This window comes from Burkholderia sp. Bp8984 (assembly GCF_003853755.1).
GTDB lineage: Bacteria > Pseudomonadota > Gammaproteobacteria > Burkholderiales > Burkholderiaceae > Burkholderia.
The window spans coordinates 1-16941 of the sequence record NZ_QTQN01000031.1 but is presented as its reverse complement, the minus strand read 5'-3'; the positions used below and the strand labels follow the sequence as shown (position 1 = coordinate 16941).

The 16941-nt window shown below is 66.6% G+C and carries 18 protein-coding genes; 4 read left to right on the top strand and 14 right to left on the bottom strand.

The features are described from left to right. Positions 1-33: 33 nt before the first annotated feature. Positions 34-630 (top strand): FMN-dependent NADH-azoreductase, encoded by a 597-nt coding sequence (locus DID98_RS26665; protein ID WP_124487907.1) that lies wholly within the window; start codon positions 34-36, stop codon positions 628-630. Positions 631-758: 128 nt separating this feature from the next. Here DID98_RS26665 and DID98_RS26660 read toward each other — a convergent pair whose 3' ends face one another. From DID98_RS26660 to rpe, 8 genes are all read right to left on the bottom strand, one after another. Continuing rightward, positions 759-1715 carry a uracil-DNA glycosylase gene (locus DID98_RS26660; RefSeq protein ID WP_124571701.1) on the bottom strand — a complete coding sequence of 319 codons (957 nt, stop codon included), beginning with the start codon at positions 1713-1715 and terminating at the stop codon, positions 759-761. 13 nt (positions 1716-1728) lie between these two features. Next, complete coding sequence (locus DID98_RS26655; protein WP_044845879.1) at positions 1729-2355, bottom strand: CYTH domain-containing protein; 627 nt, start codon at positions 2353-2355, stop codon at positions 1729-1731. Then, on the bottom strand, positions 2355-3140 hold the full coding sequence (gene trpC, locus DID98_RS26650) for an indole-3-glycerol phosphate synthase TrpC (RefSeq protein WP_124571700.1): 786 nt from the start codon (positions 3138-3140) through the stop codon (positions 2355-2357). The genes DID98_RS26655 and trpC overlap by 1 nt, the downstream gene beginning before the upstream one ends. Positions 3141-3169: 29 nt before the next feature. Next, complete coding sequence (trpD, locus tag DID98_RS26645; protein WP_039318793.1) at positions 3170-4201, bottom strand: anthranilate phosphoribosyltransferase; 1032 nt, start codon at positions 4199-4201, stop codon at positions 3170-3172. Positions 4202-4214: 13 nt separating this feature from the next. Then, on the bottom strand, positions 4215-4814 hold the full coding sequence (locus DID98_RS26640; protein ID WP_044845877.1) for an aminodeoxychorismate/anthranilate synthase component II: 600 nt from the start codon (positions 4812-4814) through the stop codon (positions 4215-4217). Positions 4815-4827: 13 nt separating this feature from the next. Continuing rightward, positions 4828-6321, bottom strand: a complete 1494-nt coding sequence (gene trpE / locus DID98_RS26635; protein WP_059449739.1) for an anthranilate synthase component I — start codon at positions 6319-6321, stop codon at positions 4828-4830. A 358-nt stretch (positions 6322-6679) separates the two neighbouring features. After that, on the bottom strand, positions 6680-7426 hold the full coding sequence (locus tag DID98_RS26630) for a phosphoglycolate phosphatase (RefSeq protein ID WP_124571699.1): 747 nt from the start codon (positions 7424-7426) through the stop codon (positions 6680-6682). A 4-nt stretch (positions 7427-7430) separates the two neighbouring features. Beyond that, positions 7431-8117, bottom strand: a complete 687-nt coding sequence (rpe, locus tag DID98_RS26625) for a ribulose-phosphate 3-epimerase (protein ID WP_044845875.1) — start codon at positions 8115-8117, stop codon at positions 7431-7433. Positions 8118-8293: 176 nt separating this feature from the next. On the opposite strand from rpe, the gene apaG reads away from it, so the two are divergent. Further along, complete coding sequence (gene apaG / locus DID98_RS26620) at positions 8294-8668, top strand: Co2+/Mg2+ efflux protein ApaG (RefSeq protein ID WP_057924835.1); 375 nt, start codon at positions 8294-8296, stop codon at positions 8666-8668. Positions 8669-8682: 14 nt separating this feature from the next. Here the strand turns inward: apaG and DID98_RS36380 are convergent, their stop codons facing one another. Next, positions 8683-8826, bottom strand: coding sequence for a hypothetical protein (locus tag DID98_RS36380; protein ID WP_006758475.1), 144 nt, complete (start codon positions 8824-8826; stop codon positions 8683-8685). Between the two features lie 28 nt (positions 8827-8854). On the opposite strand from DID98_RS36380, the gene DID98_RS26615 reads away from it, so the two are divergent. After that, a complete protein-coding gene (locus DID98_RS26615; RefSeq protein ID WP_235879358.1) occupies positions 8855-9979 on the top strand; it encodes a murein transglycosylase A in 1125 nt (374 codons plus the stop codon). Between the two features lie 136 nt (positions 9980-10115). On the opposite strand, the gene paaK is transcribed toward DID98_RS26615, so the two are convergent. From paaK to paaN, 5 genes are all read right to left on the bottom strand, one after another. Then, positions 10116-11414: a phenylacetate--CoA ligase PaaK gene (gene paaK, locus DID98_RS26610; RefSeq protein ID WP_044845874.1), complete on the bottom strand. Its 1299-nt coding sequence runs from the start codon at positions 11412-11414 to the stop codon at positions 10116-10118. Positions 11415-11452: 38 nt separating this feature from the next. Further along, on the bottom strand, positions 11453-11905 hold the full coding sequence (gene paaI, locus DID98_RS26605) for a hydroxyphenylacetyl-CoA thioesterase PaaI (protein ID WP_185640894.1): 453 nt from the start codon (positions 11903-11905) through the stop codon (positions 11453-11455). A gap of 1 nt (position 11906) precedes the next feature. Continuing rightward, positions 11907-12698, bottom strand: coding sequence for a 2-(1,2-epoxy-1,2-dihydrophenyl)acetyl-CoA isomerase PaaG (paaG, locus tag DID98_RS26600; RefSeq protein WP_124487913.1), 792 nt, complete (start codon positions 12696-12698; stop codon positions 11907-11909). Between the two features lie 38 nt (positions 12699-12736). Next, positions 12737-13939 carry a 3-oxoadipyl-CoA thiolase gene (gene pcaF, locus DID98_RS26595; protein ID WP_124571698.1) on the bottom strand — a complete coding sequence of 401 codons (1203 nt, stop codon included), beginning with the start codon at positions 13937-13939 and terminating at the stop codon, positions 12737-12739. Positions 13940-14026: 87 nt separating this feature from the next. Next, positions 14027-15733 (bottom strand): phenylacetic acid degradation protein PaaN, encoded by a 1707-nt coding sequence (gene paaN / locus DID98_RS26590; RefSeq protein ID WP_124487915.1) that lies wholly within the window; start codon positions 15731-15733, stop codon positions 14027-14029. 129 nt (positions 15734-15862) lie between these two features. On the opposite strand from paaN, the gene DID98_RS26585 reads away from it, so the two are divergent. Continuing rightward, a complete protein-coding gene (locus DID98_RS26585; RefSeq protein ID WP_044845869.1) occupies positions 15863-16639 on the top strand; it encodes an enoyl-CoA hydratase in 777 nt (258 codons plus the stop codon). The last annotated feature ends 302 nt before the right edge of the window (positions 16640-16941 follow it).

Below are 16941 nucleotides of genomic sequence, written 5' to 3'. Positions count from 1 at the left end.
CGCTACCGAAGCGCAACCAAACCGGAGCCTGACATGACGACCATTCTGCAAATCAATTCCGCGGCGCGCTCGCAAGGTGCGCAATCCACGCTGCTGGCCAACGAACTGACGGCAAAGCTGCAACAATCGAACCCCGGTTCGAAGGTCGTGGTTCGCGACCTGCTGGCCGACGCGCTGCCGCACCTCGACGAATCGGTGCTCGGCGCATTCTTCACGCCGGCCGACCAGCGCAGCGCGGAACAGAATGCGATCGTCGCGAAGAGCGATGCGCTGATCGCCGAACTGCAGGCGGCCGACATCGTCGTGATCGGCGCACCGATGTACAACTTCGGCGTGTCGTCGCAACTGAAGACGTATTTCGACTGGATCGCCCGCGCAGGCGTCACGTTCCGCTACACCGAGAACGGTCCGGAAGGCCTGATCAAGGGCAAGAAGGTTCACGTGGTGACGGCCCGCGGCGGCAAGTACCTGGGTACGCCGAACGACAGCCAGACGCCGTACCTGCGCTCGTTCCTCGGCTTCATCGGCCTGACCGACGTGAACTTCATCCACGCTGAAGGCCTGAACCTCGGGCCGGATGCGCAGAGCGCCGCGCTCGCCAGCGCACGCGAAGCGATCGCTGCCGTCTGAGGCCGACGCGGGTGCGCCGCACCCGCTGCGTCCGACGGATGAAAAAAACGCCGCGTCCCGAAAGGGGCGCGGCGTTTTTGCTTGATGCGGACGAACGCGAAACGTGAAGCGCTAACCGCGCAACGCGGTTACGCAAGCGTTTCGGCCACCTCCGGCAGGCGCCAGTCGATCGGCGCGCGTCCCGCGTCGACCAGATAGTCGTTCGCGAGCGCGAAGTGGCGGCAACCGAGGAAACCGCGGTGAGCGGACAGCGGCGACGGATGCGGCGCCTCGAGCACGCAGTGCGCGCTCGCATCGAACAGCGCGCGCTTGGCCTGCGCATGCGCGCCCCACAGCATGAACACGAGGCCGCGATGGCGGTTGGCGAGTTCGCGGATCAGCGTGTCCGTGCATTGCTCCCAGCCGCGCTTCGCGTGGCTCGCGGCCGCACCGCGCTCGACCGTCAGCACGGTGTTGAGCAGCAGCACGCCCTGGCGCGCCCAGGTATCGAGGCAGCCGTGACGCGGCGTGTCGTGGCCGAAATTCGCGGCGATCTCCTTGAAGATGTTGCGCAGCGACGGCGGCGTGCGCACGGCCGGCGGCACCGAGAACGCGAGGCCGTGCGCCTGCGGCGTGCCGCGGTCGTCGCCGTGGTACGGGTCCTGGCCGAGGATCACGATCTTCACGTCGTCCGGGCTCGTCAGGCGCAGCGCGCGGAACACGTCGGTCGGGTAGACCGTCTTGCCGGCCGCGCGTTCGTCGTCGACGAAGCGGCACAGCGGCGCATACGCGTCGCTGTCGGTGAAGGGTTTCAGCACGTCGCGCCAGACGGCCGGCAGCGCGTCGAATTGCGCGGCGAGGTGCGGGACATCCGCGACAACAGGGGCGGCGGGAGTGCCGGGAGCGTCGGCGGCAGCGGGCTGCGGCGCGGCGGAAACCGGCGCGGCGGAAACCGGCGCGGCGGCCGCGGCCTTCTTTGCGGGCTTGCGCCCGGCTGCGGCCGGCGCAGGCGCCGGGGCGGGAACATCGTCCTGCGCCGTTTCCGGCACGGGATCATCGAACAGCGACGCCTGCTGCGGCGTGCGGAAAGTCTTGCGGGTTGCCATGCGTGATGCGGGTTTATTGCGCGCGCAGCCGGTAGCCGCGTTGCGCCTTGCTGATGTTTTCGGGGGCGAGGCCCGGCAGCGCTTGCTGCAGTTCGGCGGCGAGTGTCGCGAGCGCCGCTTCCGGGCCGTCGATCAGTTCGAGTTCGATTTCGCTGATCGGTTCGCGGCGCGTATCGTGTTCCGCCTGGACGACGATCTCGCCGACGTCCACCGCGGCCTCGACGGTTGCGCCGCCGATTGCGATGCGCCACAGCGTACGCGAAAAATCCGTCCGGAACAGCGCGTGCAGCGCGGGCGCCGCATCGCGCAGCGCGCCGGCAGCCTCCGGCACGTCGCACGCGGTGACGAGCGCGTCGATTTCGAGCGCATCGCCGGCGACGGGCAATTCCCATTCATGGCGGCGATGCAGGCCGGCTTCCGCGCTGCCGACCGTCTTGAAGGTCTGCAGCCAGCCGTGCGGCGTGCGGCGCACGCGCACCGCGCTCTTCGAGCGCGCCAGCGCGAGGTCGGGCGTGTCGTAGTAGACGTTCGCCAGCGCGATCACGTTACCGGTTTCGCCGGTCAGCGTCTCGAAAAAGCGCCGCGCCGCATCGGCCTGGCCGGCCGGCAGCGCGAGCTTGATTTCCTTTTCGATCGCCATCAGAAGAACATCCGCGCCAGTTCCTCGCCCGGCTGGTCGGCGCGCATGAACGCTTCGCCGACGAGGAACGCGTTCACGTTCGCCGCGCGCATCGTGTCGACGTCGGTGCGCGACAGGATGCCCGACTCGGTCACGACCATGCGGTCCGGCGGAATCATGTCGAGCATGTCGAGCGTGGTCTGGATCGTCGTCTCGAACGTGCGCAGGTTGCGGTTGTTGATGCCGAGCAGCGGCGTCTTCAGCGTCAGCGCCTGTTCCATCTCGTCGCGGTCGTGAACTTCGACCAGCACCGCGAGGCCGAGCGAGTGCGCGTACGCCTCGAGGTCCTGCATCAGCGGCGTGTCGAGCGCGGCCGCGATCAGCAGGATCGCGTCGGCGCCCATCGCGCGCGCCTCGAGGATCTGGTACGCGTCGACGATGAAGTCCTTGCGCAGCACCGGCAGCGTGCACGCCGCACGCGCTTCCTCGAGATAGCGGACGCTGCCCTGGAAGAATTGCTCGTCGGTCAGCACCGACAGGCACGCCGCGCCGTGGGCCGCATACGAGCGCGCGATGTCGGCCGGCACGAAATGCTCGCGCAGCACGCCCTTCGACGGGCTCGCCTTCTTCACTTCGGCGATTACCGCCGCATGGCCCGCTGCCTGCTTCGCGCGCAGTGCGCCGACGAAGTCGCGCAGGTCGCGCGCCGATGCGTCCAGTTTCAGTGCCTCGAGCGGCGTGCTGCGCATGGCCGCCGCGACTTCTTCGCGCTTGACGGCGATGATTCGGTCGAGAATGTCGCTCATGTGGGTTCCTGCTTGATTCGTAAAGGGAGTCAGCGCTTGAACTGCTGCGTGAAGCGCACGAGTTCGTCGACCTTCGCGCGTGCCTTGCCGCTCGCGATCGCTTCGCGGGCGAGCTGGATGCCGTCGGCGATCGATTCGGCGATATTGGCTGCATAGAGCGCGGTGCCGGCGTTCAGCGTGACGATCTCGCGTGCGACGCCCGGCTGGTTGTCCAGCGCGCCGAGCAGCATCGTGCGCGATTCCTCGGCATTTTCCACCTTCAGCGTGCGGTTCGATACCATCTGCAGGCCGAAGTCCTCCGGATGGATCTCGTATTCGTGCACCTTGCCGTCGCGCAATTCGCCGACGAGCGTCGCGGCGCCCAGCGATACTTCATCCATCCCGTCCTTGCCGTACACGACCAGCACGTGCTGCGCACCGAGGCGCTGCATCACGCGCACCTGGATGCCGACGAGGTCGGGGTGGAACACGCCCATCAGCTGGTTCGGCGCGCCGGCCGGATTGGTCAGCGGGCCGAGAATGTTGAAGATCGTCCGCACGCCGAGCTCGCGGCGCACGGCCGCGATGTTCTTCATCGCCGGATGATGGTTCGGCGCGAACATGAAGCCCATGCCGGTTTCGGCGATCGATGCGGCAACCTGGTCGGGCTGCAGGTCGATGTTCACGCCGAGCGCCTCGAGCACGTCGGCGCTGCCGGACTTGCTCGACACGCCGCGGTTGCCGTGCTTCGCGACCTTCGCGCCGGCCGCCGCCGTGATGAACATCGACGCGGTCGAGATGTTGAACGTGTGCGCGCCGTCGCCGCCCGTGCCGACGATGTCGACGAAGTTCGAGTTGTCCTGCACTTCGACGTGGTTCGCGAATTCGCGCATCACGGTCGCGGCGGCGGCGATCTCGCCGATCGTCTCCTTCTTCACGCGCAGCCCGGTGATGATCGCGGCCGCCATCACGGGCGACATGTCGCCGCGCATGATGAGCCGCATCAGGTGCAGCATTTCGTCGTGGAAGATCTCGCGGTGCTCGATCGTGCGTTGCAGCGCTTCCTGCGGGGTAATCGTCATCGTGCGTCTCCCGTCAGGCTGCCGGTGCGGCCGCGCGGGCCGCTGCGCGATTCTGCTTCAGGAAATTCTCGAGCAGCGCATGGCCGTGCTCGGAGAGGATCGATTCCGGGTGGAACTGCACGCCTTCGACCGGCAGCGTCTTGTGGCGCACGCCCATGATCTCGCCGTCGTCGGTCCATGCGGACACCTCGAGGCAGTCGGGCAGCGATTCGCGTTCGATCGCGAGCGAGTGGTAGCGCGTGACGTCGAAATGCTTCGGCAGGTCGGCGAACACGCCGCGGCAATCGGTTTCGATCCGGCTCACCTTGCCGTGCATGATGGTCTTCGCGCGCACGACGCGGCCGCCGAACGCTTCGCCGATCGCCTGATGGCCGAGGCAGACGCCGAGGATCGGCTTCTTGCCCGCGAATTCGCGCAGCACGTCGAGCGTGATGCCCGCGTGCTGCGGGTTGCTCGGGCCGGGCGACAGGCAGATGGCGGCGGGGTTCAGGCGCGCGATGTCGTCGAGCGTGATTTCGTCGTTGCGATAGGTGTGCACGTCCTCGCCCAGTTCGCCGAAGTACTGGACCAGGTTGTAGGTGAACGAATCGTAGTTGTCGATCATGAGCAGCATGGTCAGTCTCCGGTCAGAAGTCGCTATCGAGGCCGTCCTGGACCTGTTCGGCCGCACGCAGCACCGCGCGCGCCTTGTTCTCGGTCTCTTGCCATTCGGATTCGGGCACCGAGTCCGCGACGACGCCGGCCGCCGCTTGCACGTACAGGTTGCCGTTGTGGATCAGGCCCGTGCGGATTGCGATCGCGAGATCCATCTCGCCCGAGAACGACAGGTAGCCGACGGCGCCGCCGTACAGCCCGCGCTTGATCGGCTCGAGCTCGTCGATCAGTTCCATCGCGCGCACCTTCGGCGCGCCGGACAGCGTGCCGGCCGGGAACGTCGCGCGCAGCACGTCGTAGTTCGTCATGCCGGGCTTCAGCTTGCCTTCGACCGAGCTGACGATGTGCTGCACGTGCGAGTACTTCTCGATCACCATCTTGTCGGTCACCTGCACCGAGCCGATTTCCGCGATGCGGCCGACGTCGTTGCGCGCGAGGTCGATCAGCATCACGTGCTCGGCGATTTCCTTCGGATCGTTCAGCAGTTCGGTCGCGAGTTCCGCATCGCGCTCGGGCGTGTTGCCGCGCGGACGCGTGCCGGCGAGCGGACGGATCGTGACGATCTGGTCTTCGCCGCGCTTTTCCTGGCGCACCAGGATTTCCGGCGACGCGCCGACCACGTGGAAATCGCCGAAGTTGTAGTAGTACATGTACGGCGACGGATTCAGCGAACGCAGCGCGCGATACAGCGACAGCGGATTGTCGCGATACGGCTTCGTCAGACGCTGGCCGACCTGGATCTGCATCAGTTCGCCGGCCGCGATGTATTCCTTCGCCTGGCGCACGGCGGCCAGATAGTCTTCCTTCTTGAACTCGCGGAACGTCTCGGTGCGCACACTCGCCGACGTGACGGGCGGCTGCACGGTCGTGCGCAGGCGCTGCTTCAGCTCGCGCAGGCGCTGCTTGGCCTTCGTATAGGCTTCCGGCTGGGCCGGGTCCGCATAGATGATCAGATAGAGCTTGCCGGCGAGGTTGTCGATCACCGCGACTTCTTCGGTGAGCAGCAGCTGGATGTCGGGCAGGCCGAGATCGTCGCGCGGCGCGGTGTTCGCAAGTTTCTTCTCGATGTAGCGCACCGCGTCGTAACCGAAATAGCCGGCGAGGCCGCCGCAGAAGCGCGGCAGGCCCGGGCGCTGCGCCACCTTGAAGCGCGCCTGGAACGACTCGATGAATTCGAACGGGTCGCCGTCGTGCGTCTCGACGACCTGGCCGTCGCGCACCACTTCGGACACGCCGTTGCGGGTGCGCACCAGCGTGCGGGCGGGCAGGCCGATGAACGAATAGCGGCCGAAGCGTTCGCCGCCGACCACCGACTCGAGCAGGAACGAGTTGGCGCCCGCGCGTTCAGGCTGGGCCAGCTTCAGGTAGAGGGACAGCGGCGTTTCGAGGTCGGCGAGCGCTTCCGCGATCAGCGGGATGCGGTTGTAGCCTTCGTTCGCAAGCGATTGGAATTCGAGTTCGGTCATGTTCCGGTCCTGTTCGGGACGAGCGGCGGAGTGCGCCAGGGATCACTTGACGCTACGCGGGCTGCCGTCGGCGAAAGGGCGGTCGATCGAGAAGTGCCTGTTGCCGGCCGGCACGCCGGGCGTGAACGTCGCGAGCCTGCGGCCGGTCCTGAACGCAAGCGTTCGGACGCGGTAGAACTCGAGGTGGTGCGACGATCGGCGCGCGGCTGCGCAGCGAGATAAAAAACGGCGCTGAAGACGTGCCTCAGCGTACCTCATCGAAGAGGTTAGCGCGACCAGCGACGCCAGGGCCAGGCTCCCCGGTCGATGCTGCTCAGACTCCGTTTTTTATTCAGAAACATGCGGATGGAAGAAATAATCAGAGGGTTGGCCGGCCGGCGTTGTGCGCGGTAATCGCGCGGGCCGCGACCAGCAACGAATCGACTATACCATCCGAATTTATCGTTTGTATAGCTTTGCCGTGGTTGTAGCCGTATGGCACCGTGAGCGTCGCCATCCCGGCCGCGCGGCCCGCCAGCGCGTCGTTTTCCGAGTCGCCGATCGCGACCGCCGCGTCCGGCGCGACGCCGAGCGCTTCACACGCCGTCAGCATCGGCAGCGGATCGGGCTTCTTGCGCGCGACGCTGTCGCCGCCGAGCACGATGCCGAAGTGATCGATCAGCCCGTATTGCTCGAGCAGCTCGACCGCGAAGCGGTGCGGCTTGTTCGTCACGCATGCGAGCCGGATGCCGGCCGTGCGCAACGCATCGAGGCCGGTTGCGACGTCCGGATAGAGACGCGTGTGGCGGCCGTTGATCTTCGCGTACTCGGTCTGGTAGATCGCGAGCGCGTCGTCGAAGCGCGCGTGCGCTTCGTCGGGCGTGAAGCGCGGCTTCAGCACGCTCTGGATCAGATGCTCGGAGCCCTTGCCGACGTAGCCGATCACCTCGTCGCGCGACGTGGCCGGCGCGCCGAGCTGCGCGAGCATTCCGTTCAGCCCGGCCGTGAAATCGTCGGCCGTGTCGACCATCGTGCCGTCGAGGTCGATCAGCGCCGCGTCGATGCGCGGCGTCGCGAAACGGACCGTGCCGTCGGCTGCGGCCCCGGCCAGCGAGGAATCGGCCACGGCGTCAGCTCCGCGCGACGGTGGCGAGCGCGGCACGCATCTCGTCGATCACCGTGCGGTAATCGGGCTTGCCGAAGATCGCCGAACCCGCGACGAAGGTGTCCGCGCCGGCCGCCGCGATTTCCGCGATGTTGTCGGCCTTCACGCCGCCGTCGACCTCGAGCAGGATCTCGCGGCCGGTGCGCTCGGTGTACGCGTCGATGCGGGCGCGCGCTTCGCGCAGCTTGTTCAGCGTTTCCGGAATGAACGACTGGCCGCCGAAGCCCGGGTTCACCGACATCAGCAGCACGAAGTCGAGGCGATCCATCACGTGATCGAGATAGTTCAGCGGCGTGGCCGGGTTGAACACGAGGCCGGCCTTGCAGCCGTGATCGCGGATCAGCGACAGCGTACGATCGATGTGGTCCGAGCCTTCCGGGTGGAAGCTGATCAGGTTCGCGCCGGCTTTCGCGAAATCGGGCACGATCCGGTCGACCGGGCGCACCATCAGGTGCACGTCGATCGGCACCTGCACGTGCGGGCGGATCGCCTCGCAGACGAGGGGGCCGATCGTGAGGTTCGGCACATAATGGTTGTCCATCACGTCGAAATGAATCCAGTCGGCGCCGGCGGCGACCACGTTGCGGACTTCTTCGCCGAGCCGTGCAAAGTCGGCCGACAGAATGCTGGGAGCGATGCGGAATTGAGTCATGACAGGGGAGCGGGGACGCTGCGGCGCAAAATCGCCATTCTACCGTCCGGCGACCCGGTGCGCGGCGACGGGCCGTGCGGATGCGGCCCGATTCCGCATAGAATGCCGAACCAGTGCGGCGCGCCCGCGGCCCTGCCGCTCGAGTCGGTGCGGCGGTTACCTACAGCGGAAACATCATGAGTCAGTATCAGTTCACCGTGTCGGTGAAAACCAGCTACTTGCCGGAACAATCCGACCCCGATCGGCGTCAATACGCATTCGCGTACACGCTGACCATCCGCAATACCGGGCAGGTCGCGGCGCAGCTGATCGCGCGTCACTGGATCATCACGGACAGCGAAAACCACGTGCAGGAAGTGAAGGGGCTCGGTGTCGTCGGGCACCAGCCGCTGCTGCAGCCGGGCGAACAGTTCGAATACACGAGCTGGGCCGTGATCGCGACGCCGGTCGGCACGATGCGCGGCGCGTACTTTTGCGTGGCGGAGGACGGCGAGCGGTTCGACGCGCCGGTCGACGAGTTTGCGCTGCACATGCCGCGCACGCTGCATTGAGCGTGCGGGGCCGGTCAGCGCGGCTGGCGGTCGTTGCCGCGGGCGTGCTTCTTCCTGCCCGACGACGTCCACACGACGATGAAGATCAGCAGGGCAAGCGCTACGAAAGCCTCGAGCGCGAAGATGAGCATCGGATATTGGTCGAGAAAATCTGACATGGCGGTTTCCATCAAGAACGGACATTGTATGTGGTTTGGGCCGCGGGCGGCCGGCTGGGTTGCGGCGGTCGCGACGGCGGCGCTGCTTGCCGCGTGCGGCGGCGCGCCGACGCGCACGTCGACGCTCAAGCCGCCGACCGGTGCGGCGATCGTGCCGGGGCAGGTCGCCGCGAAGCGGCTGACGCCGGTCGCATGGCAACAGGTGCCGGGGTGGCAGGACGATTCGCTGATCGGCGCGACGGCCGCGCTGCGGCAGAACTGCGCGCGGCTTGCGCGGCAGCCGGCGTGGCAGCGCGCCTGCGCGGCCGCCGATCGCCTCGACGAACTCGACGTCAGCAGCGCGCGTACCTTCTTCGAAACGTATTTCACGCCGTTTCAGCTGGCGAACACCGACGGCACGCTCGACGGGCTCGTGACCGGCTATTACGAGCCGCTGCTGCATGGCTCCCGCGTGCGTCGCGGTCCTTACCAGTACGCGCTGTACCGCTGGCCGGCCGGCTATCGCGCCGGTGCCGCGCTGCCCGCTCGCGCGCAGCTCGAGCGCGCCGGCATCCTGAACGGCAACGAACTCGTGTGGGTCGACGATCCGATCGAGGCGTTCTTCCTGCAGGTGCAGGGCTCGGGACGCGTGCTGCTCGACGACGGTTCGGTGATGCGGGTGGGTTTCGGCGGCACCAACAACCAGCCGTATCGCTCGATCGGCAAGTGGCTGCTCGATCGCGGCGAGCTGACGCCCGCCCAGGCGACGATGCAGGGCATCAAGGCGTGGGCGAAGGCGAACCCGACTCGCGTGGATGCGTTGCTCGACACGAATCCGCGATTCGTGTTCTTCCGCGACATGCCGACGAAGGAAGATGCACCGCACGGCGGGGCGGACGGCCCGATCGGTGCGCTCGGCGTGCCGCTCACGGCGGAGCGTTCGATCGCGGTCGATCCGTCGTCGATCCCGCTCGGCACGCCGGTGTTCCTGCAGACCACGCGTCCGCTGACGAATACGCCGATGAACCGGCTCGTGTTCGCGCAGGACACGGGTTCCGCGATCAAGGGCGGCGTGCGGGCCGACTATTTCTGGGGGCTCGGCGACGACGCCGGCGACCAGGCCGGACGGATGAAGCAGATCGGCCGGATGTGGCTGCTGTTCCCGAATTCGTGATCCGCGGTGACGCCGGCACGCACGTGTAGCCGGCGCATCGAGACGAGGCAGCCCGACCGGTTTTGGCCGGTCGGGCTGTTTTTTCGAGGGCCGCGCATGATCGCTATTCCGGAGCGCCCTCGTGCCGTAGCCGGTATCAGCCCTTGCGCTTGTCGATGACGCGTCGCGCCTTGCCGACCGAGCGCTCGATTCCGTTCACGGGCAATACGTTGATGACAGCCGTCACGCCGATCAGCGACTTGATGTCGTGTGCGAGCGCCTGTCTGGCCGCGTGGATCGCGGCCGTGTCGGGGGCGGTTTCGGGACACGGCTCGACGTTGAGCGTCAGCACGTCGAGCGGACCTTCCTTCGTCAGCACGATCTGATAGTGCGGTGCCAGCGCGCGCTGCTTCAGCAGCTGTTCCTCGATCTGCGTCGGGAAGACGTTGACGCCCCGCACGATCATCATGTCGTCCGAGCGCCCGGTGATCTTTTCCATCCGGCGCATCGTGCGCGCGGTGCCTGGCAGCAGGCGCGTGAGGTCGCGGGTGCGATAGCGGATGATCGGCAGCGCTTCCTTGGTCAGCGACGTGAAGACGAGCTCGCCGAGTTCGCCGTCCGGCAGCACTTCGCCGGTTTCGGGGTCGATGATTTCCGGGTAGAAGTAGTCTTCCCAGATGGTCGGGCCGTCCTTGGTCTCGACGCATTCCGACGCGACGCCCGGGCCCATCACTTCGGACAGCCCATAGATGTCGACCGCGTCGATGCCCATCCGCTGCTCGATGGCCACGCGCATGTCGTTCGTCCACGGTTCCGCGCCGAAGATGCCGATGCGCAGCGAACTCTGCGCGGGATCGAGACCCTGGCGCTCGATCTCGTCGGCGATCGACAGCATGTAGCTTGGCGTCACCATGATGATGTCGGGCCGGAAATCCTGGATCAGCTGCACCTGCTTCTCGGTCTGGCCGCCGCCGAACGGGATTACGGTGAGCCCTGCGCGTTCGGCGCCGTAGTGTGCGCCGAGCCCGCCGGTGAACAAACCGTAGCCGTAGCTGACATGAACCTTGTCGCCGCGCCGCGCGCCGGCTGCGCGGATCGAGCGCGCGACGAGATTCGCCCACGTATCGATGTCGCGTGCCGTATAGCCGACGACGGTCGGCTTGCCGGTCGTGCCCGACGACGCGTGAATGCGCGAGATCTGGTCCTGAGGCACCGCGAACATGCCGAACGGGTAGCTGTCGCGCAGGTCGCTCTTGGTCGTGAACGGGAAGCGCGACAGATCCGTGAGTGTCTTCAGGTCGTCGGGATGCACGCCCGCTTCGTCGAATTTGCGGCGATAGACGGGGGAGTGCTCATACGCATGCCGGAGCGACCATTTCAGGCGTTCGAGCTGTAACGCGGTCAGCTCGTCGCGTGAAGCGGTCTCGATCGGCTCGAGCGGTAGCGGGGTAGTCATGCCTGTCTCCAGTGATTGTTATGAGCGAGCCGTGGACGTCAGCGGTCTTCCGGGAGGACCGTGCCCTTGATCTGGGCCGATTTGCCGCGAAACATCGCGACCGTTTCGCCTGTCTGGTTCGTGACGCGGATGTCGTAGACGCCATGCCGGCCGCTGCGTGTCTGCTCGATCGCCTCGGCCGTCAGCAGGTCGTTGCCGTAGACGGGGCGCAGGTATTCGATCGAGCAGCCCGCGGCAACGGTATTCAGGTTGTACGAGTTGCACGCGAACGCGAACGTCGAATCGGCGAGCGTGAAGATGATGCCGCCGTGGCAGGTCTGGTGCCCGTTCAGGAATTCCGGCCGTACGCGCATCTGCAGGCGTGCGTAGCCGGCGCGCACTTCGGCGATTTCCATGCCGAACGCGCGGCTGCAGGCGTCCGCGTCGTACATGGCCCGTGCTGTCGCACGGGCGAGCGCATCGGGGTCGAGCGTGTCGGTGGAGGTGGTCATGTCAACGTCCCTCGAACCGCGGCGCGCGCTTCTCGATGAACGCCTTCACGCCTTCCGCGTAGTCGTACGACTGGCCGAGCTTGCGCTGCAGGTCACGCTCGAGGTCGAGCTGCTGGTCGAGCGTATTCGTGACGCTGTCGCGCATCGACTGCTTGATCGACGCGATCGCGAGCGTCGGTTGCTGCGCGAGCTGGTTGGCAACTTGACGGGCCGACGCGGCGAGCGCATCGTCGTCGACCGCGCGCCAGATCAAGCCCCATTGTTCGGCCTGTTCGGCGCCGAGCTTGTCGCCGGTCAGGGCGAGCCCCAGCGCGCGTGCCATGCCGACGCGTTGCGGCAGGAACCATGTGCCGCCCGAATCGGGCACGAGCCCGATCTTGACGAAGGCCTGGATGAAACTGCTCGAGCGCGCGGCGAACACGATGTCGCAGGCGAGCGCGAGATTCGCGCCGGCGCCGGCCGCCGTGCCGTTGACGGCGGCGATCACCGGAATCGGCATGCGTTGCAGGCGGCGGATCAGTGGATTGAAATGCTCGTCGATCAGCGTGCCGAGGTCGGTGGACGCGCCCGGCGTGAAGTCGAGGTCGGCCAGGTCCTGGCCTGCGCAGAAGCCGCGCCCCGCACCCGTCAGGATCAGCGCACGCGCGCCGGCCGTCTCGACTTCATCGAGTGCCGACTGCAGTTCGCGGTGCATTGCCCGCGTGAAGCTGTTCAGCTTGTCCGGACGGTTGAGGGTGATCGTGGCCACGTGGGCAGCCTGATCGATATCCAGCTGGATCGCCTGATATGACATGCAGTGTCTCCTTCATGACTTCGTTATAGGCGCGCGGGTTACACGCGTTCGATGGCGATCGCGATGCCCTGGCCGACGCCGATGCACATCGTACAGAGCGCAAAGCGGCCGCCCGTACGCTCGAGTTGATGAAGTGCCGTGGTCACGAGCCGGGCGCCCGATGCACCGAGCGGGTGGCCGAGCGCGATCGCGCCGCCGTTCGGGTTCACGCGCGGATCGTCGTCGGCGACGCCGAGCATGCGCAGCACCGCGAGACCCTGCGACGCGAATGCCTCGTTCAGCTCGATCACGTCGAACTGGTCGATCGTCATCCCGAGCTGGCGCAACAGTTTCTGCGCGGCCGGCGCCGGGCCGATGCCCATCACGCGCGGCTCGACGCCGGCGGTCGCCATGCCGACGACGCGCGCACGGCGGCGCAGCGCGTATTGATCGGCGGCTTCCGCGTTGGCGAGCAGCAGTGCGCATGCGCCGTCGTTGACGCCCGACGCGTTGCCGGCCGTCACCGAGCCGTCCGGGCGCACGACGCCCTTCAGCTTCGCGAGCGCTTCGAGCGACGTTTCGCGCGGATGCTCGTCGACGGCTACGACGAGCGCGTCGCCTTTCTTCTGCGGAATCGTCACCGGGACGATTTCCTCGGCGAGCGTGCCGTCCCGCTGCGCGCGCGCGGCTTTCTGCTGGCTGCGCACCGCGAACAGGTCCTGGTCGGCGCGGCTGATGTCGTAGTCGACCGCGACGTTTTCGGCCGTCTCCGGCATCGAATCGACGCCGTATTGCTGTTTCATCAGCGGATTGACGAAACGCCAGCCGATCGTCGTGTCGAAAATGGCGGCCTGGCGCGCAAACGCGCTGGCGGCCTTGCCCATCACGAACGGCGCGCGCGTCATGCTTTCGACGCCGCCCGCGATCATCAAGCGCGCCTCGCCCGCCTTGATCGCGCGCGCGGCGGTGCCGACGGCGTCCATGCCCGAGCCGCACAGCCGGTTCAGCGTCGTGCCCGGCACGGCGGTCGGCAGGCCCGCAAGCAGCGCGGACATGCGCGCGACGTTGCGGTTGTCCTCGCCGGCCTGGTTCGCGCAGCCGTAGATCACGTCGTCGATGGCCGACCAGTCGACGTTGCGGTTGCGTTCGATCAGCGCCTTGAGCGGCACCGCGCCGAGATCGTCGGCACGAACGTCTTTCAGGGCGCCGCCGTAGCGGCCGATGGGGGTGCGAATCGCGTCGCAGATGTAGGCGTCGGTCATGGGTGTGTCGATGTGCAACGAACCCGCCGGTTGACGGATTCGTTCATGGTAGAGAACGTGGCGGCGTTTGCACGTCGGCCATTCGGGTTATGCCGTCTGGCCGGCTTCCGCAGGCACTGCCTTCGGCGCAACATGGACGCGGCTTTGCACCACGCGGAACCGATTGGCGACGAACGCCGGGTCGGCCAGCGCCGCGTTGGCGGCCGGGTTCGCGCCGGTGCCGTGGAAGTCGGAGAAGGCGGCCGACTGGTTGACGAACACGCCGCCCGTCAGGTTGATCGACAGCGCGACGCCGCCACGCACCGCCGCATCGTGCGCAGCGTCGAGGACCTTGTCGTCGGTGCTGTAGACGGACAGCGTCAATGCGCCATGTTCCGCGGCGATTTCGCCGGCGAGATCGAGCGACTGCGCGGTCGAGTCGGTCGCGATCACGAACGAGATCGGGCCGAACCATTCCTGCGTGAACTTCGCACGGTCGGCCACGTCGAGTTGCAGCACGAGCGGCGTGCGCACGCGAGCGTCGGCGAACGCCGGGTGCTGGAGCGTCTGGCTGTCGGCGAGCACGCGGCCGAGCTTGCGCGCGTCGTCGATGCGCGCGGTCACGCCGTCGTTCTGGATCGCGCCGATCAGTTCGACCGAGCGCGCCGGGTCGCCGGTCAGCTTCTGCACGGAGACGGCGATGGCCTGTGCGACTTCGTCGAAGCTCGCATGACCGTCTGCCGTCCGGATGCCGTCGCGCGGCACATAGATGTTCTGCGGTGCCGTGCACATCTGGCCGGAGTACAGCGCCAGCGAGAACGCGATGTTCTTGGCTGCAGCCTTCAGGTCGTCGGTCGAGTCGATCACGATCTGGTTGACGCCTGCCTTCTCGGTATACACCTGTGCTTGGTGGGCATTGCGTTCGAGCCACGTGCCGTTTTGCGTGCTGCCCGTGAAGTCGATCAGCTTGATTTCAGGACGCAGCGCGAGGTCCTGCACGAGGGCGCCGTCGTTCGGCTCGGTCGCGAGGAGCGTGACGACGTTCGGATCGAAGCCGGCTTCGCGCAGCACGTCGCGGGCGATGCGGACCGTGATCGCGAGCGGCAGGATCGCGCCCGGATGGGGTTTGACGATCACCGTGTTGCCGGTCGCCAGGTCGGCGAACAGGCCCGGGTAGCCGTTCCAGGTCGGGAACGTGCAGCAGCCGAGCACGAGGCCGGTGCCGCGCGGGACGATCGTATAGCGCTTGTGCATCGCGAGCGGCGGGTTCTTGCCTTGCGGCTTCTCCCAGTGCGCATCGGCGGGGATGCGACGCAATTCGTCCCATGCGTAGGCGACCGCTTCGAGTGCGCGATCCTGCGCGTGCGGGCCGCCGGCCTGGAAGGCCATCATGAACGCCTGGCCCGTCGTGTGCATCACGCTGTAGGCAATCTCGAAGCTCGCACGATTCAGTCGCGCGAGAATTTCCAGGCTGATGCCGATCCAGGCGCTCGGGCCGGCTTCGCGCCATGCACGCTGGGCCGCGGCGGCCGCGGCAATCAGTTCGTCGGGCGTCGATTTCGGGTAGCGGATGTCCAGCGCGACCCCGTACGGCGACTGCTCCGCGCCGACGGTTCCGTCGGACGCCGGCTGGTCGAGCACGAACGTGTTGCCGAGGTGTGCTTTGAACGCCGCTTCGCCATCGGCGTTCGCGCTTTCCCCGTACACTTTGGGACTCGGCATTTCCGCGAACGGGCTCCAGTACCCGCGGCTCTCGATGGCGGCGAGGGCGTGTTTCAGCGTGTCTTCGTGCTTCGTGAACAGTGCATGGGTCATGACGGCGGCCTGATGGACGTTGAGAAGGGTTGGATCGATTAATTAACCGACCGGTTGGTCGGAGAATGGTAGCATCAAACTATTCGCATGTGCGAGGCGTTTCTCATTTCATTGATCGAGGAGAAATAGATGTCTTACGAGAACATCCTGGTGGAGACCCGGGGGCGAGTCGGGCTGGTCACGCTCAACCGTCCGAAGGCGCTGAATGCGCTGAACGATGCATTGATGGATGAATTGGGCGCTGCGCTGAAGGCGTTCGACGCGGACGACGAGATCGGCGCAATCGTCGTGACGGGGAGCGAGAAGGCGTTCGCGGCCGGGGCCGACATCGGCATGATGGCGACCTATTCCTATATGGATGTTTACCGCGGCGACTACATCACCCGTAACTGGGAGACCGTCCGCGAGATCCGCAAGCCGATCATCGCTGCCGTGGCGGGCTTCGCGCTCGGCGGTGGCTGCGAACTCGCGATGATGTGCGACATCATCTTCGCGGCGGAAACGGCCAAGTTCGGTCAACCCGAGATCAAGCTGGGCGTGATGCCTGGCGCAGGCGGTACGCAGCGCCTGCCGCGCGCGGTCTCGAAGGCGAAGGCCATGGACATGTGCCTGACCGCACGTTTCATGGATGCAGCCGAGGCGGAGCGGGCCGGGCTGGTGTCGCGTGTGCTGCCTGCCGACAAGCTGCTCGACGAGGCGATTGCCGCTGCGACGACGATCGCCGAGTTTTCGCTGCCGGCGGTCATGATGGTCAAGGAGTCGGTGAACCGCGCATACGAGACGACGCTGGCCGAGGGTGTCCATTTCGAGCGTCGACTGTTCCATTCGTTGTTCGCTACCGAAGATCAGAAGGAAGGGATGGCGGCATTCGTCGAGAAGCGGAAACCGGTATTCAAGAACCGTTGATTCGCCGGCGGCCGGGTGGAGCTTGGCGAGCGACGGGTGTCGGTCGCCGCCATGATCGCCTGGTGCAATGAACCCAAAGCCCCCGTGCGCGGCAGCGCACGGGGGCTTTTCAAAATATTTTCACAAAGGGGGTTGCGGAGAGCGGGGCGGGTGCTTAGAATCACGCCTCTTTCGCGCTAACGGAAACGCGGCGCGGGGGAAGAAGGGAAGCGGTGCTGTCGGGCTGGTCGTAGCGGCCTCGGCGGTGCAGGAAGTTGAACCCCAGCCGTCGCAACGAAGTAGTTAAAAAGTTGTTGACGAAC